The organism is Candidatus Villigracilis proximus (assembly GCF_016717045.1).
Taxonomy (GTDB): domain Bacteria; phylum Chloroflexota; class Anaerolineae; order Anaerolineales; family Villigracilaceae; genus Villigracilis; species Villigracilis proximus.
On sequence record NZ_JADJUO010000026.1, the window covers coordinates 16,541 to 37,907 of the forward strand.

General features: G+C 45.2%; 15 protein-coding genes and 2 pseudogenes. 1 reads left to right on the forward strand and 16 read right to left on the reverse strand.

The genetic code is table 11. The annotated features are described in order from the left end of the window. Nucleotides 1–29: 29 nt before the first annotated feature. The 7 genes and pseudogenes from IPL71_RS22030 to IPL71_RS22060 all read right to left on the reverse strand — a co-directional run bounded on the left by IPL71_RS22030 (nucleotide 30) and on the right by IPL71_RS22060 (nucleotide 8,148). Nucleotides 30–2,636: an FAD-binding and (Fe-S)-binding domain-containing protein gene (locus tag IPL71_RS22030; protein ID WP_345325375.1), complete on the reverse strand. Its 2,607-nt coding sequence runs from the start codon at nucleotides 2,634–2,636 to the stop codon at nucleotides 30–32. Nucleotides 2,637–2,752: 116 nt separating this feature from the next. Further along, nucleotides 2,753–3,485: pseudogene (gene gpmA / locus IPL71_RS22035) on the reverse strand (2,3-diphosphoglycerate-dependent phosphoglycerate mutase). A 13-nt stretch (nucleotides 3,486–3,498) separates the two neighbouring features. Then, the gene (locus tag IPL71_RS22040; RefSeq protein ID WP_345325377.1) at nucleotides 3,499–4,104 is read right to left on the reverse strand and encodes a sulfotransferase family protein; all 606 of its coding nucleotides are present in this window, start codon (nucleotides 4,102–4,104) and stop codon (nucleotides 3,499–3,501) included. Between the two features lies 1 nt (nucleotide 4,105). Then, nucleotides 4,106–5,626 carry a sulfatase family protein gene (locus IPL71_RS22045; RefSeq protein WP_345325378.1) on the reverse strand — a complete coding sequence of 507 codons (1,521 nt, stop codon included), beginning with the start codon at nucleotides 5,624–5,626 and terminating at the stop codon, nucleotides 4,106–4,108. Between the two features lie 6 nt (nucleotides 5,627–5,632). Beyond that, entirely contained in the window at nucleotides 5,633–6,166 is a 534-nt protein-coding gene (locus tag IPL71_RS22050) for a hypothetical protein (protein ID WP_345325380.1), read from the reverse strand. Further along, nucleotides 6,109–7,977: an alkaline phosphatase family protein gene (locus IPL71_RS22055; protein WP_345325382.1), complete on the reverse strand. Its 1,869-nt coding sequence runs from the start codon at nucleotides 7,975–7,977 to the stop codon at nucleotides 6,109–6,111. Before IPL71_RS22055 ends, IPL71_RS22050 begins: the two co-directional genes overlap by 58 nt. Before the next feature lie 9 nt (nucleotides 7,978–7,986). Further along, complete coding sequence (locus IPL71_RS22060; protein ID WP_345325384.1) at nucleotides 7,987–8,148, reverse strand: hypothetical protein; 162 nt, start codon at nucleotides 8,146–8,148, stop codon at nucleotides 7,987–7,989. 84 nt (nucleotides 8,149–8,232) lie between these two features. Here IPL71_RS22060 and mutS point away from each other — a divergent pair, with 84 nt between their 5' ends. Further along, nucleotides 8,233–10,782 carry a DNA mismatch repair protein MutS gene (mutS, locus tag IPL71_RS22065; protein ID WP_345325385.1) on the forward strand — a complete coding sequence of 850 codons (2,550 nt, stop codon included), beginning with the start codon at nucleotides 8,233–8,235 and terminating at the stop codon, nucleotides 10,780–10,782. On the opposite strand, the gene IPL71_RS22070 is transcribed toward mutS, so the two are convergent. The 9 genes and pseudogenes from IPL71_RS22070 to IPL71_RS22105 form a co-directional block, all read right to left on the reverse strand. Beyond that, complete coding sequence (locus tag IPL71_RS22070; RefSeq protein ID WP_345325387.1) at nucleotides 10,772–11,905, reverse strand: glycosyltransferase 87 family protein; 1,134 nt, start codon at nucleotides 11,903–11,905, stop codon at nucleotides 10,772–10,774. The genes mutS and IPL71_RS22070 overlap by 11 nt on opposite strands. Before the next feature lie 77 nt (nucleotides 11,906–11,982). Further along, nucleotides 11,983–14,034 (reverse strand): hypothetical protein, encoded by a 2,052-nt coding sequence (locus IPL71_RS22075; RefSeq protein WP_345325389.1) that lies wholly within the window; start codon nucleotides 14,032–14,034, stop codon nucleotides 11,983–11,985. Between the two features lie 67 nt (nucleotides 14,035–14,101). Next, the gene (locus IPL71_RS22080) at nucleotides 14,102–14,911 is read right to left on the reverse strand and encodes a hypothetical protein (RefSeq protein ID WP_345325391.1); all 810 of its coding nucleotides are present in this window, start codon (nucleotides 14,909–14,911) and stop codon (nucleotides 14,102–14,104) included. Continuing rightward, nucleotides 14,895–16,163 carry a hypothetical protein gene (locus IPL71_RS22085; RefSeq protein WP_345325392.1) on the reverse strand — a complete coding sequence of 423 codons (1,269 nt, stop codon included), beginning with the start codon at nucleotides 16,161–16,163 and terminating at the stop codon, nucleotides 14,895–14,897. The genes IPL71_RS22080 and IPL71_RS22085 overlap by 17 nt, the downstream gene beginning before the upstream one ends. 60 nt (nucleotides 16,164–16,223) lie before the next feature. Further along, nucleotides 16,224–17,744, reverse strand: a complete 1,521-nt coding sequence (locus IPL71_RS22090) for a hypothetical protein (protein WP_345325393.1) — start codon at nucleotides 17,742–17,744, stop codon at nucleotides 16,224–16,226. A 542-nt stretch (nucleotides 17,745–18,286) separates the two neighbouring features. Next, nucleotides 18,287–18,781: a lysylphosphatidylglycerol synthase domain-containing protein gene (locus IPL71_RS22095; RefSeq protein WP_345325395.1), complete on the reverse strand. Its 495-nt coding sequence runs from the start codon at nucleotides 18,779–18,781 to the stop codon at nucleotides 18,287–18,289. Further along, on the reverse strand, nucleotides 18,681–19,010 hold the full coding sequence (locus IPL71_RS26245; RefSeq protein WP_514130839.1) for a lysylphosphatidylglycerol synthase domain-containing protein: 330 nt from the start codon (nucleotides 19,008–19,010) through the stop codon (nucleotides 18,681–18,683). Before IPL71_RS26245 ends, IPL71_RS22095 begins: the two co-directional genes overlap by 101 nt. A gap of 289 nt (nucleotides 19,011–19,299) precedes the next feature. Next, a pseudogene (locus IPL71_RS22100) lies at nucleotides 19,300–20,233 on the reverse strand (glycosyltransferase family 2 protein). A gap of 15 nt (nucleotides 20,234–20,248) precedes the next feature. Then, nucleotides 20,249–21,331 (reverse strand): N-acetylneuraminate synthase family protein, encoded by a 1,083-nt coding sequence (locus IPL71_RS22105; RefSeq protein WP_345325397.1) that lies wholly within the window; start codon nucleotides 21,329–21,331, stop codon nucleotides 20,249–20,251. Nucleotides 21,332–21,367 lie beyond the last annotated feature (36 nt).

Consider the following 21,367-nt stretch of genomic DNA (forward strand, 5'->3'; position numbering starts at 1 on the left):
CCGATGGCAGGCCGTCTTCTGCGAGTTTTTCAGCGCGCTGATGGCAGTGCGGGTGCAGGGTGATTTTTTTGGGATGGAAAATCGGAAGAAGGGTCAGACAGCAAGCTGTCTGACCCCACAAAACCCGTAGTGCCTACGCGCAGGATAAATTCTTCAACCAGCCAGACTTTTTTTGTGATGGATTCAATTTCTGCGCGGCGTTCGGGCATCAGTGAAATATATTCATGTTTGAGACAATACACTTCGGGCGGCTCACATCCGACTATGCTGACATCTGCTCCGGCTGCGAGATGCTTGATCTCGGCTAAAACTTTTTCCGCGTGTGTGCGTGCTGCATCGAGAAATCCTTTTGAAAGCAGCGAAGCGCCCGCTCCAACTACAGACATAACTTTTACTTCATAACCATATGCACGCAAAATATCAAAAGCAGCCTGCTGTACCTCAGGCTCCAGATAACTTGAGAAAACATCCGATAAAAATATCACTATCTTCTTTTCACTGCCATTTACTTTTTTAGCTGTATACCTGTCTACTTTTCCGCTCTTCACAAACACAGGGAAAGGTCTCTTCTCAGTAATACCCATCACACGCGCAATCAACTTCTTCGACCATGCCATCCGCATAAAAGAGTTTGCAAGCGGAGCAAAAGGCATCATCAACTTTGACACTACATGAAAATATCCGAACAAATAATCGTGCAGCGGACGGCGATGCGTTTTGTAGTATTCGTTCATAAATTCATATTTCAACTTTGGCATATCCACGCCGCTGGGACATTCCGAAGTGCAGCCCTTGCACGCGAGACACAGATCAAGCGAGCGGTAAACCGCAGATGATAGATCATGATCGGCCGCTGAGCCTGAGATCAATCCGCGCATTAAGTTTGAACGTCCGCGTGTGCTGAAGGCTTCGTCTTTTGTTGCTTGAAATGACGGGCACATCACGCCGGTTGTTTTTCGGCATACGCCCTGCCCATTACAATGCTCGATCGCGCCGGCCAGTCCGCGCTCGTGTTCAAAGTGTAAGTTTGACTCCCAAACCTTCACTTGATACTTTTCGCCATAACGCAAATGCGTATCCATCGGCGGCGCATCCAGCATTTTCTTCGGGTTCAATAAATTATCAGGGTCTGCGGCACGTTTCAGCAAGCGCATGGCTTCTGTCACTTCGGCGCCGTATGTGTTCTTGATCCACTCGCCAGAGACGATCCCGTCACCGTGTTCGCTGCTCATTGACCCGCCAAGACTGAGCGTCAAATGCAAAACCTGCTCACCGATACTTCGCAGAGCACGCACGCCTTCACCTTTTTGCAAATTCAAAAGCGGTCGGATGTGCAAACACCCCGCAGATGCGTGGGCGTAAATTCCGCCTTCGGTGTGATGCTCATGCATGATGCGCTCGACCTCACGCACAAAATTACCCAAGTGCTCAACAGGCACAGCGCAATCTTCAATAAAGGCCGCCGGCCGCGCCGCCTGAGGAAGGGAATCCAAAATACCCAAACCCATCTTGCGGATGTTCCATACCCGGGACTGATCTTCAGCAGACTCGGCAATCGTCAGAAGTCCGCCCACGCGACGAACCGCATCTTTCAAAGCCGACGGTTGGTCGCCGCTAAATTCAATGACCAGCACCGCAGCCGGATCTCCCACCATCCAACCCATTTGGCGCGCATACGCCGGAATGCCACGAGCCAGTTGAATGATCAACTGCGGAATCAACTCAATGGCACTGGGATTAAATTCCAGCAAACGCGGCACATCGTTGCAGGCCTGCACAATACTTTCATAGGCCAGCACGCCCAAAATCGTATGCTTCGGCTTTGCAATCAGATTGACTTTTGCACTACGCATAACAGCCAACGTCCCTTCGCTGCCGGCAAGCAGAGATGCCATATTCACAGCAGACTGCGGACGATAGACCGTTGACGACAGACCGTAGTGATTCACATCCCATTGCGGCGGGACAGAAGGCGACCAGGGCAATAAGTAATTGATCCGATACCCGGCTGAGTTGCGCCACGAGCTGGGAAAGTTTTGTTTGATCGCATCTGTATATTTTTCACGAATATTGGAAATCGTTTGAGATAGTTTTGATCTCCCGCTTTCGTCCCATGTTTCAAGTGAACCATCACCAAGGATCACATCTGCTGAAATTAAATGGTCCACGCTCATGCCGTACAAAATGGAATGTGCGCCCGTGGCATTGTTTCCGATCACACCGCCCATTGTGGCACGTTCGGCAGATGCGGGGTCGGGGCCAAACATCAGACCAAACTTTGCGACCGCTCGGTTTAAATCCGCGAGGACCACGCCCGGCTCCACGAGTGCGGTATGAGAGTCATAGTCAATTTCAATGATGGAATCCAAATAACGGGAGCAATCCAAGATCAAGGCTTCACCAATGGCTTGCCCGCCGAGCGAGGAACCTGATCCGCGCGGCAGAATGGGAACTTTATATTTTGCAGCAAGCTCAACTACGGCTTGCAAGTCATCTTGATTTTTGGGGATGGCAACTCCCAATGGCTCGATCTGATACATGGATGCGTCAGTGGAATATAAAATTCTCGAAGCACGATCAAGCCGCAGGTCGCCTGTGAAACGTTTCTTTAATTCGTTTAAAAAGTCTGGAATCATAAATGGATTCTACTCTGTTTAAATACAAACGGCGCAAAAAATTTTCTTTCGCGCCGTTTGTATTCAGTGTTACAAGGTAATTACTCAGGGTAAGTCTTTTTCTATTTTGCTTTTGCCTAATTTGCCACAGCCGCAGCTTTCTTTGCAGCTTCCTCGGCGTCGCCGAGATAATAATTCTTGATGGGTTTTAAGTCTTTATCGAGTTCGTATACAAGCGGCAGGCCGGTGGGGATATTAAGCTCGGTAATATCAGCTTCAGAAATATTATCGAGGTACTTGACCAGGGCGCGGATCGAATTCCCATGTGCCACGACCAGCACACGCTTGCCGGATTTAATTTCAGGAACGAGCGTGGAATGCCAATAGGGAAGAACACGCTCCAGCGTAATCTTAAGCGACTCGGTGGCTGGCAGTTGTTCGGGGAGTCAGAGACGCATAGCGCCGGTCAAATTTCGGATGACGCTCATCAGTCAATTCCAAAGCGGGAGGCGGAACATCATAGGAACGTCTCCAAATCTTAACCTGCGCCTCTCCAAATTTTTCAGCGGTCTCTGCTTTATTTAATCCCTGCAAGGAACCATAATGGCGTTCGTTTAATTGCCAGGCGCGGATGACAGGCAGCCACTCGCGTTCCATTTCTTCCTGAACCAGGCCAAGTGTTTTTATGGCGCGTTTCAGCACAGATGTGTAGGCGATATCAAAATCATATCCGCCTTCACGCAGTAAAGTTCCTGCTTCGCGGGCTTCTGCCCGGCCAAGATCGGTGAGGTCAACATCGGTCCAGCCTGTGAAACGGTTTTCAAGATTCCAGGTGCTTTGCCCATGACGGACGAGAACTAATTTATACATAATACAACTCCATTTATGAACGGTTTCGATACAGAGATTGGCTTGGTACCGACTGCATGGCTTGCAGATCAAGAGGAATTTCCAAAAAATCAACAATTGACTTGCAGAGTGATTCAGGGTCTTTCACCATCTCACTGTATTTGACAAATAATATACGCATATTGGTTTTTCGTGCAGCCCAATATTTTACCGCGCGCAGGTGCTCTCGAAATTGAGCTTCCATTTCAGCATCTGAGTGCGTGGATTTTTCATTTCGTCTCTGCAGCATTTTTTGCTGCGACGCGAGTATTTCGCCGATCTCGCGTTCCATGAAAATAATATCGTAGGAGAGATCATCAGGCAAAAATTCAAGCAGGTAGGAAATGACCTTTACAACTTTGCCTTGTGCATCATAAAGCCATCTTTTATCGCCATCTTTGAGCGCCTTACTTGCTTCAATCTCAAAGTAGCCATTGGGATTATCCTCGTCAGCCTGACGGAGGGAATCCACAACAGCAGACAAGCCGCCTTCGGTCAGCATTTTCATCATCATGGAAGTACCGGAACGCGGCAATCCTGAAACAATGACGATATTCTTTTTACGAACTTTATCGGTATGTGAAAATAATTTTTTAAACATATCAGGGTTTGCGGTACTTTTTATTGACCGAATCCATTTTTTCGAGCAGTTCATCCTCCAATGCTTTAAGAAAAGACGGCTGGCTCGGGTACAGGTCTTCCAATTCTTCGTAATCGTTCTCAAGATCATAAAGCTCAAACGAAACCTCTGCCTCATAACCCGAATAATAGATCAGTTTATGGCTGCCTTTCACCATTGCCACAGTGGCTTGCGTGAGCGGAGCATAGGCGGGGTTGCCTTTTGCCTCCACAGTAAACTGACTGCGCTCCATATCCTCCACGCCTCCAAAGCCCGGAAGAAGCTTACCTTCTGTCCAATCTGGAATCGGATGACCGGTGAGTTTCAGTAAGGTGGGAAGAATATCCACGTTATTTGTGGGGGCATAAATATCCTGCCGCGCTTGCTGGCCGGGCGCAGAAATAAGCAGGGGAATATGCGTCAATGTTTCGTAAAGCAGTTTGGTAACATGCTCCTCAACGCCGCGTTCAAAACTTTCGCCATGATCAGACACCACCACCACATAGCTATTATCGAGCGCGCCGTTCGCTTCAAGGGTGTCGATCAAGCGTCCGAATTCGGCATCCACATTGGCAATGAACTCATCGTAATTTTGACGACGGTTATTTAATTTATAGTATTCGATATGTGTGCCAAAACGATGATCTGGTTTTTTAGCCGGGCGATAGTTATCTTGAAAAATCTTATCGAATTGTTTTGTGGGCTTATAAGGTGTATGTGGAGCCCATAGATGCAAATATGCCAGATAAGGTCCATTCGCATCCAACTCGCTGATCGTTGCCTGCACTCCGTCAAACACATCCTTAAGCTGAAAGAATAAAGCATGATCGCCTGCGCGCGGCAAGCCTCGTGGATAATCATTCATGTTGATGCGCGCTTCTTTGCTGCGGAGAAGAATGCGGTCTGCGAGTCCAAAGACCAGAGATGCGGGCGGAGAACCATCCTGAAACAGGAAATTATCAAATGAACGATAGGCAGCCACAGAATCCTTCGTGAACATTTCCCCGGTTACCTGCTCGATGAGACTAAAGGAACTGGCGGGCAAAATGGTTTCAATGTCCTTTGCAAACTGTCCAAAGAAATAATTGGGAAGAAGATTCTGCGAAAATGCCAGACGGTGATATTGATCGCCAAAGGCCGTAAAAATATTATGGTCAATGCGTTCACGTTCGATCAATCCGGCGATATTGAATGCGCGATGTGTCCAGGGATATGTACCGGTCAACAGAGAAGCGGTGCCAGGCGTGGTGAAATTTCCGCCGGAATGATGGTTATGATAGACATTGGCGCGCTCAGCAAATTTTTGAAAATTCGGCGTAGTCTCGCGTTTATAACCATACAGAGACAGGTTGCGGGCTGTCATGGCATCGAACACAAGGATGATGACATTCGGAGCGCCGTCAATTTTTCTGCTTAAAAATCGCGGAGCCATCTGTGACATGGCAACCGCCCCCGAAGCAAGCCCGGCCACTTTAAGAAAATCTCGTCGTGAAAAATTAGACATTTTTACCTAAAAAATATTCCGTATCAAAACCGCAACCAATGAAATCAGACTAACGGGAATCGCGATATAAAGAAAGATGATCGCGCGATCTGCAAAAAACTCAATGGCGGTGCGCGTACGCTGTATACGTCCCAGAAAATAAACAACAAACCCTATTAAAACCAAAATGGCCGGAGACCAGCGGATAATCTCTGAAAGATAATATTGCTTAATGTTAAACTGATCTGCAATATACATCATCAGTCCCAGCACAAGCATGGACAAGCTTGCGCCGCGCGCCACAAACCATTCTCCAAACCATTTTTTCGGCAAGACAATTCCAGCCGCAATCACTCCAAGTAAAACAAGCAAACTTTCCAGTAAGTTTACAGTCATCGAATATGTAAAAAGGTCGAAAATCTCACCGATGTTAAGAAAATATAACCAACCAGTCACGTTATAGTTAAATTTAAGAATTGTCCAACCATAGATCATTAACACGATTACAGCATAGACCGGCAGGATTTCCTGCTTTTTGGGGATGCGGTTATAAATAGCCAAGTCCTTTCAACCTTTCTTCCAAATCTTTTTGCCCATGACCTGTGATCTGTGAAGGCGGCTTGATATGAGACTGGTCGAGGTGCTTTCCAATGGCAAGGAAAGGGAATATCACGGAAGGATACACCGCCAAAGTTTTGTAAATCACGATTGGCAAAAAGCACGCCAGGGACAACCTCTGCATCCACACAATGATCTGCGCCCCAATGATCATGATTGGGTTCGATCAAAGATTGAGGCACTTTGCCGAGTCCTGTTTCAGACGAGGCGCGGTATCCGGGAGCATAACCAACCAACAGGTCGGGACCGAAGCGGGTGTAAGGTCCGTTATAAATTTCGTGCTTGAGCCGTACACGATGAGTGACTGGCTTGCCGTCGGCACCTTTCCAGTCCGCTAATTTTTTCTGAAGCTCAGCCAGAAGAGTTTCGATCTCGCTCGCGCCTACCACTCCCTGACCTTCGCGTCCGGTGATGTTTAAGTAAAGGCTATTCAAACCCACTGCGTAGGCTTTTGTTCGACTCCAATCAACTGTCGAAAGATCGCCATTGGACTGCCCGTCTTTTAATGCAAGATAATTATTTTCCAATAGCCAGCGATTTAAGTGGATTTTATGTTTATAAGTTGTAAATCCGTGGTCAGACATCACAAGATAATTATACTTACCAGACCATTTTTCCACCCGCTGACTGACTTCTCCTACAAACGAATCGAGTTTTTGATACCATGCTTGCGCAACATCAAGACGGTTGTGATAGAACATGTGCTGCACACGATCGAGGTCATCAAAGATACTGGCAAGCACGCCTTCCTTAAAGGTATCAAGCAAGTGAAAAAATATTTGTTTGCGGCGTTCAAAGATCATATCGCACAAAACGAGAAACTGGTCATCAGTAATACAGCCATCTTCAAGGCCGGTGGTGTCCTGCGGCCAGCCAAGTGTCAGGTAAGGCCCGACCTTTTGCCATAAGTTTTTGGCAAAAGATTGAGAAGATGCGTAATGAGATAAAGCGTGAAGCGGATGAATTTGCAAAGGCAAAGTATACAAACGCACAACGCCATTCAGGCTTGTGAGGATCACCCGTGTTATGGCATGAACATTGAAAAACAAACCTGCTTTAAATTTAACTTCAACAATGTCACTCCACTCCCCCACACGCAACTGGAACTGCTGATCGCCAAGTGTTAATTTGGCAATATTTGAATCTATGACATCCACTGTCACAGGTAATGTTGCGGATTGCGGTCCCGCTTTGCTTTGCACTTGTGGCCCATTTAGTAAAGCGGTAAATCTACCCTTTCCCGCAGATGAAAACTTTACAACAGCGGTCTTGCTTTTCTTTTCGTCTTCGGTGGAAAATAATGTCCCCACACCAAGCTGACCACGAATATCAGGCGTGCCGAGTCCGGGCAATGTGTTAACGGGCAATTCAGGACGCGCGGGATACATGGCGGGCCACCATAAAGCTGTGGCGGGGTAGCCCATCTCAGCCGCTTCTTCGAAAAGCGTTTTTGCCATATAGGGAGGTACAAATTGCTCCCCCATTGCTGTCTTCTTCGTCGGCAAAATGGAAACATAGGGCGCGTACGTGGAAGGGTCACGATGCACAAAATCGAAAATGCCATGACCGCCCGGGTCGGCGCCAGTTGCGATACTCGTCCATGAAACTTCAGTTTGGGGGGGTGAACAAACCTCAAGCCGTGAATAACCGCCAGCATCTACAAATTTCGAAAGATTCTTTAATTTTTTTTGTCCGGCCATATCTTCAAATACAGCGGGGTCAAAAGAGTCAAAGCCAAGAATGATGGTCTTCATGCAGCTAAATTATTTTTCCTGTTCTTCATCTTCTTTGCGCATTTTACGGCGCAGCTTTGCAATCCCTTCACGAATGTTGCGAGAGAAGAACAACAATACGCCTGAACCTGCTACTACTAATGCGGCCAATGCCTGAGCCAACATTCCACCAGTATTTGGGTCTATATACATATTTACTCCTTTTATATCGAATTAAAGATTATAGCTGACATCACATCCCTTGTCCAATTCAGGTCTTACACGTAGAATGTGAACATGGTAAACAACAATGATGATGTCACCCCGGTTCGTCAACAATATCTGGATATCAAACGCGAGTACCCTGACGCAATTGTTTTTTTTCGACTCGGCGATTTTTACGAGACTTTCGACGAAGATGCTGAAATTACCGCACGCGAATTGGACATTGTCCTCACATCCCGTCCCATCGGCAAGGGTATGCGCACACCGCTGGCCGGAATCCCCTATCACGCGGTTGATAATTACCTGGCCCGCCTGATCGAAAAGGGATACCATGTTGCCATTTGTGAACAGGTTGGCGACCAACCCGCCAAGGGGATTTTTCCGCGCAAAGTGGTGCGAGTCGTCACCCCGGGGACTGTGACCGAACCGGGACTCCTGCCCGGCGATGCGAATAATTACCTGACCGCGGTCATTCTTGACGGGTCAACTGCTTCTGTTTCTTATACAGATGTGACCACTGGAGAATTCGCCGTCACCGAACTTCCACTCGAAGCCCTGCGCGCCGAGTTAACACGTCTACACCCCGCTGAAATTTTATACTCAGATCATCAAACCCTGCCCGATGGAATCAGCGGCCACTTAACTGCTCTGCCCTCATGGAAATTTGAACCGGGCAAATGCAACGAAACCCTGCTGGCTCAATTCAAATCATCCACGCTGGACGGTTTCGGATTAAAACAGAACAGTCTTCCTGTAAGAGCAGCAGGCGTAATTGTGCAATATCTTAAAGAAACCCAGCCAGATGCATTAAATCTACTCACTACGTTACGCTCCTACAGTCTCAATGAATTCATGACTCTGGATGCTCCCACCCGCAGAAATCTTGAACTCGATGAAACCCTGCGCGGCGACCGCAAAGGCTCGCTGCTCGGCACACTGGATTTTTCGATCACACCGATGGGTAAACGATTGATGCATCAATGGGTTAGCCAGCCCTTGCTGCAAGTCGCTAGAATCGTCAAACGGCAGGACGGCGTGCAATATTTTGTCAGCAATGGCATGATCCGCGCGGAATTACGGGATGCACTAAAGCCGCTGGCCGACCTGGAAAGATTGGTCAACCGGGTGATCGCCGGGCAGGCACAGCCGCGCGATCTGGTGGCGATGAGAAATACTTTGGGGCAAATGCCAAAGATAAAGCAGGTGATTAGTGAACAGTCATCAGCAGGCAGTGGAAAGTGGTCAGTTTGTGAGGAGCAGTATTCTTTATTGCAAAACGCAATTGACGACGATCCGCCTGCAACGTTGCAAAATACGGGCGTGATCCGCGCCGGATATTCAACAGAGTTGGATGGCGTCATCGAAGCATCCAAACACGCACGCGATTGGATCGCAAACCTCGAAGGCATTGAACGCGAGAAGACCGGCATCAAAACTCTTAAGGTTGGTTACAACAAAGTCTTTGGATACTTTATAGAAATCTCACGCGGCGCCGCAGATCGAGCGCCTGAGAATTACATCCGCAAGCAGACATTGGTCAACGCGGAGCGTTTCATTACCCCAGAGATGAAAGAGTATGAAACGCTTGTCTTGAATGCAGAAGAACGAATTAAAGAAATTGAGACCCGCTTATTCCGTGAAGTATGCGCGGAACTCGCAAAGGCTGCAAATACATTACTCACCACTGCTCGCACCATCGCTGAACTGGACGTGCTTTCTGCCCTGGGCGAAGCAGCTGCCCTCGGAGGCTACAACAAGCCTGAGGTCCACGAAGGAAGCGAGTTGGAAATCCACGAGGGGAGACATCCGGTTGTGGAGCAGTATCTAAAAAACGACAGATACATTCCCAATGATGTCATCTTCGAAAAAGGCGAAGTGGTGCGAGTGATCACGGGACCGAATATGGCGGGTAAATCAACTTATCTGCGCCAGGCAGCATTGATCGTGTTGATGGCGCAAATGGGATCGTTCGTGCCGGCCGCGTCAGCAAAGATCGGGCTGGTGGATAGAATTTTCACACGCATCGGCGCGCAGGATGAAATTCACGCGGGGCAATCCACGTTCATGGTGGAGATGGTGGAGGCGGCGAATATTTTGCATCACGCCACATCACGCTCGCTGTTGATATTAGATGAGATCGGGCGCGGCACTTCAACATATGATGGACTGTCGATTGCGTGGGGCATCATTGAATATATTCATAACCATCCCCAGCTGCGTGCAAAGACTTTGTTTGCAACACACTATCACGAGCTAACTCAACTGGCAGATTTATTGCCCGGCATTCGGAATTACAACGTGGCCGTGAGTGAAGCGGATAACACTGTGGTGTTCCTGCACAAGATCATCCCCGGCGGCGCAGATCGTTCGTATGGAATTCATGTGGCACAACTTGCGGGATTGCCCGCTCCTGTCATCGGGCGTGCAAATGAAATTATGGCCGAACTTGAAAAGACATCTGGCCGCGCTGTGAAAATCAATCCGCAAGCCGCACAACAAGCAGCATTATTCCCTGAGACAAGTCCGCTATTGGATGAGTTAAAAGAACTCGATGTAAATGCCTTGTCCCCGATCGAGGCTTTGAATAGATTGTTTGAATGGCAGAGGAAGTTTACGAAGTAGGGTTGCCGCCCAGCCAATCCGCCTTCCAATCTGTTACAAACACGAGTACCGCAATGAAACACAACGGCACCCACCAGAACAAAGAATTGTCGCCCGCTTGCTGCATTTGTACGAGCGCCATCCCATACCACGCAACGCCATAAAAGGTCAGAAGAAATAGCTTTCGTTTCCAATCCGCCCGCGCAAATGTAGATATCCAAATTGGCAAAAGCAGGACAAAATCCCAACTCCAAATATAGGGTGTGATAATTGTTGTAATTCCCAGACTCCATAACATAGCAACGGCAGGTGGAAATTTAATCCATAATTGGCGGGCAACCCCCAATGCAAGTATGAAGATTGCAGCCCAAATAAAAACCCCGAATATTCCCATGGAATGATTGAGTATTGAAAAAAGAGATGGATGCAACCAGCCGTGGTTAGACTGAAAACTTCTGACCCAATCGGGAATCCATACAGGATAAAAAATAAAAAGTGGCAGACTCGTCAATAAAGCCATCGTGAAAGTCTGTAAGCCAAAGCAAAAAACTCCCTTGAAACCATTACGTTGAAAATAAAATACGCTTAATCCAAATACGGCAACTATCCCCAACTGTGGCTTGGAAAGAGCGAGCGCAAGAAAAAATGCTGCCAGCCAATCTCGCCGGCTATCTGCAAAATACGAAGAGAGCATCATACACAACATTGCAGTAATAGAAAATTGCCCAAGATTGTAGTTATTAAGAACAAACGGAAAGAAGAAACACAATAACGCCAGTATTATGGTATTAAATAAAGACCGCCTATCTCCCTGGGCTAAATAAACAATACCACATAGCTCAATGATATTAAAGATGAACCAAACCTGCAATGAAAGGTTTTCAGAAAGCCAGCCTAAAGGAAAAAAGACACCAATAACCATTGGGAACCAAATAGCAGGCAGGATAGGATTAAGACTGGTTGTTTCATACGGACTTTTCCCCTGCACCAATAAATGCACAGGCCCCCATAGATTATTATAAAAATCCATACGAGGCATCATTAAATTCCAAAAAAGATAGCTGACAAGCGCTGCAACTAAAGTCAGCGCAAAAATAGATGTATATGTCTGAAAAGCATTTCCGTAACTTAGCTTTTTTATCATACAGATCATTCCATAACAAATCAAAATTTATCAATAGCAGCTAGATAAAGAAAGCCCCAAACAGTTTACAGCGAACATCAAGGAACAGGCAAAGGCTGAAGACGACTTCCACAGAAAAAGACGGAGTTGTAATCATCCCTATAAAGCGCGACTCTTTGCTTTTCGAGCAGGTTGAGTGATTTCCACAAAGGGTCGCCATTCACGATCACAATCACATCAATGAAGTGTTCATCGCAAAGAATGTCAAGGGAATCCCAATTTTGCACATTTTCCATATTGAAAATCATGCTGACCTCAGCCACTTTCGCAGAATATAGATCTGACGGAACACCATAGGCTGTACGATCGGAAATCGCAGATTGGCGCATCCCATATAACCCAACTGGATGATTAACAACTTCTGACGGATTGTATTGCACGACTGCATCTTTGGGAAGCACTTCATTGATAGTAGAGTAGGCAAGCCGCGCCGAATAAAATTGATGACCTGCCTCGCTACCAAAAACAAAATAGTACGCAAAACGCAGCAAAGTAACATCAAGTATGGATGTGGATACACCCAGCGCTGCCAGCAAGATCAGATTGTATTTTGTTCGTTGAGAAAAAGCGAAACGGGGAAACGGAGACGCAAAAAAAGCATCCAACACATCCACCCCCCAGATCAGTAAAACAAATTGTCCTGGCAGCCAGGAGCGCCAACCAAGGTCGTTATTCTCAATAAGGGTAGATCTCATGAATGTGCCAATAAAAAAAGAAACGCCGAGTAAAAGAACTTCAGCAAGATAATATGGGTTTTCACGGAGATAACTCTTGTTGCTCCTTAACCAAATCAATGCAACAAGAAAGTAAAACCCAAACTCAAAGAAATAATTAATGGGAAGGACAACAAGGCGGATAAATAATCTCCATAAATATGAAGAGTTGACTAAAAGCGCATCCACCAACCGAAACGAGCGAATATCAAACACAATGGGTAATGAACTTCCTTCACTGCCAGACATCAAGCCAAATAAAAACGGACCCGCGAAAAGAAAAGCAGCCACTCCAGCAACAAACATCGGAAAGAGGATGGCACGCTGTCTTTTTTGGAAATACAAAAGCAGCATCCAACTCCCCCAAAAGGACACAAAAACAAACGTAACCCATACTGAAAGCCCCAAAGCGGAGGCAAAAGATATTCCTGAGAATACAAGGATGGTAAATTGTCTTGTTCGTACTTGTGTATGCGCTGAATGGACAAGCATTACAGCCACCATTCCAGCCACAAGACCTGCAACGTGATGTGGAACCCATAAAAGAGAGCCGACCCAAGCAGAAATAATTTCATTCCAGTGCTCAATATCACCGATCGCACCATGACCATAAAGCATAATAGCAACAGCAGGAATAATATCCAATCCACTGATAGAAAGAGACGCCATACCAACAAATGTGCGCCGCCAAATCTTCCCTGCATTACGCCCATCACGCAAACGAAGATAGAAGGCAATCAACGCCATAAGAGCAACTCCACACCAAATACTGCTGGCAAACAAAGCGGCTCTCGCATCAACAAGCTTTCCCCCGAAAAAATCAACCAAACTGCCAAGTATGTACCAAAAGAAATAAAGAAAGGTTAATTTTACAGAATGACCCGGATAATAGCTTGGATTTACAGGCGGCACACCAGTGCGCGTCATTGCATCAATGATGGAAACGCGGGTAGTGTGGTCGAAGGAAGCTACGCTGAAATATAGTTCACGACTTCCCCACTGAAAGTCGACCAGGGAAAACATAGCCAAAACAAACCATCCAAGAAAAATCCCCAAAAAAGTGCGCCAGGGCCAATCTTGAGGCAGGGGTGGTCTTTCGTAAATAACAAGGATAACAAAAACAAGAGCAATCAAAATCGTAAGCACCAACGCAGCGTTAAGGGAAAACCAACTAGTTACAAGGTAATAAAGAATAGGACTAATTGCAACGGAAAGTATTAACGCAATGGCAAATCGCGCAGGCAAAAGACGCGCCCTGAATTCAAAGAGTTCAAATATCCAGCCAAAAACATATCCGGGAAAGACAATCACAAAAGGAAAGAGGCAAAACGCAAAAGTTGTGCCAAGAATATCCTGCAGGGTGAAATTTGAAAGCATATTTTTTCCGGTTTATTTTTTGACTTTAATGATTAAAGTAGAAATTACCAAATAGGCGCCATTAAGATTATGGAACAGGATGTGATGTGTCATAATTTCCACAGAAAAAAATAGCCGTGTAGTCATCTGCATAGAGTGAAGCCCTCTGGTCTTTTAGCGTGTCAATTGATTCCCATAGTGGATCGCTGTCTGTAACTACAATCACATCAATAAAGTGATTCAAGCAAAGTTTATCCAATGAATTCCAATTTTGTACATTTTTCTGGGTGAATATCTCGCTGACCGCTGCAACTTTAGCTTCGTATATATCCAATGGTATTCCATAGGCTGTGCGATCTGAGATGGCAGACTGTCGCATACCGTATAGCCCGCTCGGACGATTTACGAAATTTGCCGGGTTATACTGAACAATTGCATTCTCCGGCAGTATTTGATCTGCAACGGAGTACGCCTGCCGTGCAGAATAAATTGAGTATCCCACTTCTGGACCAAATGCAAAGTTGTATCCAAAGCGAAGCAAGGTAATATCCAACACTGTAGTTGCCAGACCAAGCGCGGCGACTATAACAAGATTAAACTTCGTTTTTGGAGAGAGTATAAGTCTTTTTTGAGAAGCGCTCATGAGTTGAAATAGTACATCCACGCCCCAAATCAATAAAATGAATTGACCAGGAAGCCATCCACGCCAGCCGAGATCATTATTTTCAATCAGTGTTGATTTCATAAATGTGCAAATAAAAAACGAAACTCCCAACAATAAAATCTCTGAAGAGTAATAGGGATTTTCGCGAAAATCATCTTTGTGTGATTTTAACCAAATAAATACCACGAGAGAAAAAAAGCCAAGTTCAAAAAAATAATTAAGAGGCAAAAACATGAGGAGAATAAAAGATTTCCATAATACAGAAGAATTCTCCAAAAGTGCATCCGCAAAGCGAAAGGAGCGGACGGTTAATGCAACAGGAAATGTTCCTGCTTCTGCTCCGCTGCCGGCAAACAATAAACCAAATAGAAATGGGCCCGCTAATAAAAAGTGCAACAACTCCCGCGAAAATCATGGGAAAAAGAAGCGGTCGCTGCCCTTTTTGGAAAAATAAAAATAACATCCAAATCCCCCAAAATAAAACAAAAATAAGTGTAACGTATACTGAAAGTCCAAGAGCGGAGGCGAAAGCGACACCCGAAAACCCCAATGCCGTAAACTGTTTGACTCGCGGCTGACTGCGCACAGAATGAACTAACATAATGCCCACGAACCCTGCCATCAAACCTGCCACATGATGAGGAACCCACAAAAGGGACCCAACCCAAGCGGTAATTTGCTCATTCCACTGTTCAACATCACCTATCAACCCTGTTCCATACCGAAAAAAGAATAAGACGGGAATAACATCCAGCCCGGTAATGGTAAGGGAAGCAATACCAAGAAATACGCGCCGCCATATTTTCCCATCACCGTGACCATTACGCAATCGAAGATAAAAAGCGATCATTGCCATGAGTGCAAGTCCACACCAGATGATACTGGCAAATAAAGCAGTACGCGCATTTACAAATGAACCACCCATAAAATCGATCACGCTTCCTAAAATGTACCAAAAGAAATACAAAAACGTCAACTTTACATAATGACCAGGATAATAACTTGGGTTAACAGGAGGTACACCTGTTCGAGTCATCGCATCAATGATGGAAACGCGTGTCGTATGATCAAAAGACGCAACGCTAAAGTAGAGTTCATGTTCACCCCACTGAACGTCAACAAGGGAAAATATAGCCAAAACAAACCAGCCAAGACAAACAAAAAAAAGAGTGCGCCATGGCCCGTTTTGCGGAAAAGCCAGCCTCTCGCGGAATAAAAGAAAAACAAAAACGAGGGCGATCAAAATCGTAACAATCACCGCCACATTTAGCGAAAACCAACTGATTAAAAGATAATAAAGAATAGGGCTGATCGCAACAGAGAGTATTAGAGCGATGGAAAACCGCGCAGGCAGAAGTCGCGCCCGAAACTGAAACAGGTCAAAAATCCAACCGAAGACGTATCCAGGAAATACAATCACAAACGAAAAAAGAAAAAAAGCAAGACTTGTACTTAAAATATCTTGAAAGGTGAAATTTAAAAGCATATTTATTTCCTTTGAAAATAAGTTGTCAGAGCAAAAAAATGTCAATTATTAGGGTCAAATTCAGGGAGCAAGAATCGACATGTCATACTTTCCACAAGTAAAAATAGCATAGTGGGTATTTTTGTAAAGCGGAGGCCGCTGCATTGTCAGCAATGGGACACTGTCCCATATCAGATCTGAATCTTCTATAATTAATACGTCAATTAAATATTCCTGACAAATCTGATCCACGGCTTTCCAGTCAGTCATATTTTTAGCGGCGAACAACTTACCAACTTCACCAGACAAATCATTGAAAATATCGATTGGCACACCGTACGATGTGCGATCTGAGATCACCATTTGGTGCGTGCCGTAGAGTCCGCTGGGACGATCTATAAAATTTAAGGGGTTATTTTGCGTGACAACATTGGCAGGGATGTAATCGCGTAAATAATCATACGCGAGACGGGCGGAATAATATTTCCGGGTTACATCTGCACCCGTCATCACAGGCCATGCCGCCCTGAGTAAAACAGCATCCGTCACTGATGTCAACACTCCGATCGAAAAAAATATTAATAATAGACTTCGATTTTTCCTTGCCTCTCCTGCCAGCGAAGCAACAGGTTGGTAAGTAAACACCAGAGATGTAAGTACATCCACGCCCCAGATCAGAAGAATAAACTGACCCGGCAGCCAGGCACGCCAACCAAGATCATTACTTGTAATCAAAGTGGAACGCAAACAAGAGCCGATAAAAAAAGCAGCTGCCAACAAAAGCATTTCAGCAAGATAAAAGAAATTGGAATAAAGTGTTTCTTTATTTTTTATTTTAAACCAATATAAACCTGCCATGAAAAAAAATCCGAGCTCAAAAAGATAGTTAATTGGTAAAACTACCAGCATTACCAGCGAACGCGCAATCAGCGGCCAATCCTTTACAAAAGATTCCAATTGCAAAAATGAGCGCACCTCAAATGTGATTGGAAATTGCCCTGCCCCGCCTGCGCCGCTCTGAAATAATCCAATAATAAAAGGACTCGCGAGAAGTATGGCAACAACTCCAGAGAAGACCATTGGTAAAATCAAGCCGCGATCTGTTTTCTGAATTAAGATCGCAATAAGCCAGAATCCCCAGAAAATAACAAATACAAACGTGACATACATCGAAAGTCCCAAAGCCGAGGCGAGCCCGAAACCTGCAACGGTCATAATAATAAACTGTTTTACAGTTGACTTTTCACGCGCAGAATGAGCAAGCATCATTGCCGTCAACCCTGCAATCAACGATGCAACATGATGTGGAACCCACAGAACAGACGCAATCCAGGAGGGAATCCATGTATTCCAAACATCAATGGAGCCGATGACAAGACCAGTCCGTAACATGAGCAGGGTGGCGGGAAAGACATCCAGACCGCTGACTGCCAGCAACGCAACGCCGATTCGTGCGGACCTCCAATCTGCTCCGCCACGATTTGCATTTCTTTGGCGAAGATAAAGTGCAACACTTGCCATGAGGCCAAGCCCGGCCCAGGCAGAACTTGCATTTAATGCGGCGCGAGCATCAACATATTGTCCGCCAATTGTATCGATCATGCTGCCAAGGATATACCAAAAATAATACAGAAAAGTAAGTTGCACTGGATACCCTGGATAATAACTGGGGTTTACAGGCGGGACGCCAGTACGGGTCATTGCCTCAACAATAGAGACCCGCGTAGTTTGATCAAACGAAGTGACACTGAAAAATAAATTATCACCCCACTGTATATTTATCAAGGACAAAATTACGAATGCGGTCCAGCCAAAACCAATCCAAACAAAAGAAGTTATATAATATTTTTCTTCCTGTGCCGTTATAAATTTTTCTTTTAGAATTAAAACAAAAAATGCCGCAGAAAATCCCATCAGAGTAAAGAGTGCGGCATTAAACGAGAGCAAGCTTGAGGTTAAGTGAAGAACGATCGGGCTAATCGCAAAGGATAAAACGAGGCCAATTCCAATTCTTACAATGGGCCGGCGACGGCTAAAATCAAATAAATCCAATGCCCAGCCGGTAACATATCCGGGGAAAATAATGACCGTCGGAAAAAGGCAAAAGGCGAGAGCAGCCCCAAAAATATCTTGAAAAGTGTAGTTCATGCTGCGATATGTCTATTGAATTGCCAAAAACTCAACAAGCCCCAAAAGCCAATTATTATATAGCCAAGTATTTGACTGATCAGAATGTAAGCAAGTGCATCCGCCTGCAAAACTCCAAAGGGCATGAGCGTGGTAACAGCCACAAATTGATAAACACCAACATAACCCGGTGTAGATGGGATGGCGCTGGAAAGTCCTAATGCAGCCAGAAGAACGAAAGCTTGTTGAAGCAGAAGTGGTATCTTTAGAATATATGCCAGGAACACTGTGCCAATGGCATCCATCAGCCATATTAGTCCGGTAAGACCCGCAAACTGCATAACACGTGAAAAATTATGCAATGACTTTAATCCAACGAGAAATTGTTGAAGAAATTGGTCCAGTTTAATCCTACCAGTGTCCTTCAGCAGAGGGAAAGTCATAATCAATTTTCTGGTTAATCCTCCAAAATAAGGCAAAATAAAAATGGCGGCCAAACCAATCAATCCCAAAATGGAAATACCTTTTAATGCACTTTGAAAAACAGGGAGAGACAATTCCGGTAGTGGATAACGCCAATGAGCCTAGTACGATCAAAGCGATCAAATCCATTAATCGTTCCACCAGCCCGACCGCCAAAGCGTAGGATACGCTAAGACTGTTCTGTCGTGAAAGATACGCAGCGCGAACAAACTCACCCGCGCGCGCAGGAAGAATGCTGTTGCCCAAATAGCCCGCCATATTTGCCCAAAAACATTGAATATCGATATTTCTTTTTCACTGGTCAACAAAACGCGTAAACGTAAGGCGCGGATCAGAAAACTTGCACTACTCCAAAGAAAAATAATTGGTAAAAAAGCATATTGAGCGTTTTTGAGTGTGTTAAAAAATATTTCCCAATCCATATCGCGCAAAGCAAGATACAAGAACAACACCGCCAAAATGACGGAAATAATTATCAGCCAACGATTGCCAGTAGAGGATTCCCCTGCTTTCGCTTCGGGTAAAATGGAAAACAGACCTTTGGGTTTCAAAAGTTTATCCGCTCTTTTTCAATCACCAGTGGTCTATGCATAACTTGAGTGTAGATCGCACCAATATATTCGCCTACGATCCCCAGAAACATCAACTGGACAGAGCCGAGGAAAAACAAACCAATTACCAACGGCGCCGAGCCAAGTGAGAATTGAAACCAAAAGATTAACTTATATATCAGATATGCCAGGCCGAGCAAAAAGCTGATGAGAGCCGAAAGAAAGCCAAACATGGTGGCAAGACGTAAGGGGACTTTTGTATAACTAGTGAGACCAAGCATGGCAAGGTCATATAATGTATAAAAGTTATTCTTACTCAGACCACGTTTCCTCCTTGGCTGGGTAAAGATAATTTTTGCAACATCAAAACCAAGGTCGGCAACAATACCACGGAAGTAAGGATATGGATCGTCGATTTTCCGAACAATATCCATTACCAGGCGGTCATAAAGGCCAAAGCCTGTGAAATTTTCGATCAGATTTACATCAGATAATGAACGCAAGATACGATAATAGATCGTACGAAGGAGATGAAACAAAGCAGACGCTTCTGTTTTCTCTTTAACGCCGATTACAACTGGATATCCTTCCTCCCATTTGCTTAAGAATTCTGGAATTCGTTCGGGGGGATCCTGTAAGTCTGACGCCAGGGCGATAACAGCATCTCCGCTTGCCTGTAAAATAGCGTAGACTGGCGAACGGACATGTCCAAAATTTCGAGTATTCAAGATCACCTTGACTCGTTTGTCTCTGGCTGCAAGAGTGCGCATTTTCGCAGCAGTCCCATCGGTAGATGCGTTATCAATAAAGATATGCTCATATTGATATTTCAATGTGGACATAACCTTATTAATTCTCTCCATAAAGCTCGTCTATATTCTCTTCCTCGTTGAAGCAAGGCGTAACGATGCTAATCAGTTTCTTTTTCATCTTTCTTTGCTCACCTTACATACCACGGCCGGATAGTTTCTTTTTCAAACCTTCATCGCGATTGTAGAGACTATCTACAGAGTCAACCATCAACGGGGAGTCTGCTTTGATCTTTCTGGCAAGCACCTGATCATTCAGTAATTCGCGGCATGAAAGCTGACCTTTTTGCAAAGGAATGGCAAGATAATAATCATCATGAGTTAAAACATGACCTTCGGACAAATCATGTTTTGCATAAACACCTCGAACAAGGGACGTAAGGTAATCCATCTCTTTTTGAGATGATGGCGCTTTTTCTGTACCGGGAGCACCGCACATCTCACGCGCCTTATGAAACGCTTGAAACCATTCGGCAATTTGCTCGGGTGTAGAGCAATAAGGCGAAATCGACTTGTCATCAGTCTTAATATCAATATGGCGTTCAAAGGTGCGGGCACCTTTTGCGTAAGCAATTAACATGGATGAACGCCAGTCGTGATATTCATGTGTGGAGAGACCGACAACATGCCCGGGGTAACGATGCTTTAGAAAATCAATCTGATTAAGTTGTAATTCAGCGTCTTCGGCGGGATAAATGGAAACACAATGATTGATGGCAAGCGGAATATTACGGTTATCAAAAAAAGTCACCATATCATCAATGTCTTTTAGCGACGATCCGCCTGTGGAAACCAAAACAGGCTTTCGTGTTTTGGCAATCTTTTCCAATAACGGCCAATCTGTAATATCTGAACTTGCAATTTTTATGATTTCAACGCCGAGTTCCATGCATAAGTCTACTGATTTTTCGTCGAATGGGGTAATTAGACGAACACAACCTGCGCGGCGCAAAGCCTCCACTAATTGAGCGAGTTCATCGCGTGACAGGCGTGTATCAAGTGTCTTCTTGATATAGCGAATATCTTCACGATGCAAAAATTTCTTGTGAATGAAATTATCCACATCACGAAATTGCAATTTGATGGCGGCACGCACGTTGTTGTAACGCACAACTGCACCAAACTCCTTCACGATCCGCAAACCGCGATTAACATCGCCCCAGTGATTATTTGCCAATTCAAGTACGAACAAATCTTCAAAAATATCACGATTGATCATAAAAGCACCTCCAAGTAAACAATGAGAAAGAAAGCG

Excerpts from the sequence above, each read along its gene's own strand:
- IPL71_RS22105 (WP_345325397.1), bottom strand. The coding sequence starts at position 21,331 with ATGATCAATCGTGATATTTTTGAAGATTTGTTCGTACTTGAATTGGCA.
- IPL71_RS22040 (WP_345325377.1), bottom strand. The coding sequence starts at position 4,104 with ATGTTTAAAAAATTATTTTCACATACCGATAAAGTTCGTAAAAAGAAT.
- mutS (WP_345325385.1), top strand. The coding sequence starts at position 8,233 with ATGGTAAACAACAATGATGATGTCACCCCGGTTCGTCAACAATATCTG.
- IPL71_RS22075 (WP_345325389.1), bottom strand. The coding sequence starts at position 14,034 with ATGCTTTCAAATTTCACCCTGCAGGATATTCTTGGCACAACTTTTGCG.
- IPL71_RS22030 (WP_345325375.1), bottom strand. The coding sequence starts at position 2,636 with ATGATTCCAGACTTTTTAAACGAATTAAAGAAACGTTTCACAGGCGAC.
- IPL71_RS22085 (WP_345325392.1), bottom strand. The coding sequence starts at position 16,163 with ATGCTTTTAAATTTCACCTTTCAAGATATTTTAAGTACAAGTCTTGCT.
- IPL71_RS22045 (WP_345325378.1), bottom strand. The coding sequence starts at position 5,626 with ATGTCTAATTTTTCACGACGAGATTTTCTTAAAGTGGCCGGGCTTGCT.
- IPL71_RS22055 (WP_345325382.1), bottom strand. The coding sequence starts at position 7,977 with ATGAAGACCATCATTCTTGGCTTTGACTCTTTTGACCCCGCTGTATTT.
- IPL71_RS26245 (WP_514130839.1), bottom strand. The coding sequence starts at position 19,010 with ATGGCGGGCTATTTGGGCAACAGCATTCTTCCTGCGCGCGCGGGTGAG.
- IPL71_RS22090 (WP_345325393.1), bottom strand. The coding sequence starts at position 17,744 with ATGATCGATACAATTGGCGGACAATATGTTGATGCTCGCGCCGCATTA.
- IPL71_RS22060 (WP_345325384.1), bottom strand. The coding sequence starts at position 8,148 with ATGTATATAGACCCAAATACTGGTGGAATGTTGGCTCAGGCATTGGCC.
- IPL71_RS22080 (WP_345325391.1), bottom strand. The coding sequence starts at position 14,911 with ATGTTTTTGCCTCTTAATTATTTTTTTGAACTTGGCTTTTTTTCTCTC.
- IPL71_RS22070 (WP_345325387.1), bottom strand. The coding sequence starts at position 11,905 with ATGATAAAAAAGCTAAGTTACGGAAATGCTTTTCAGACATATACATCT.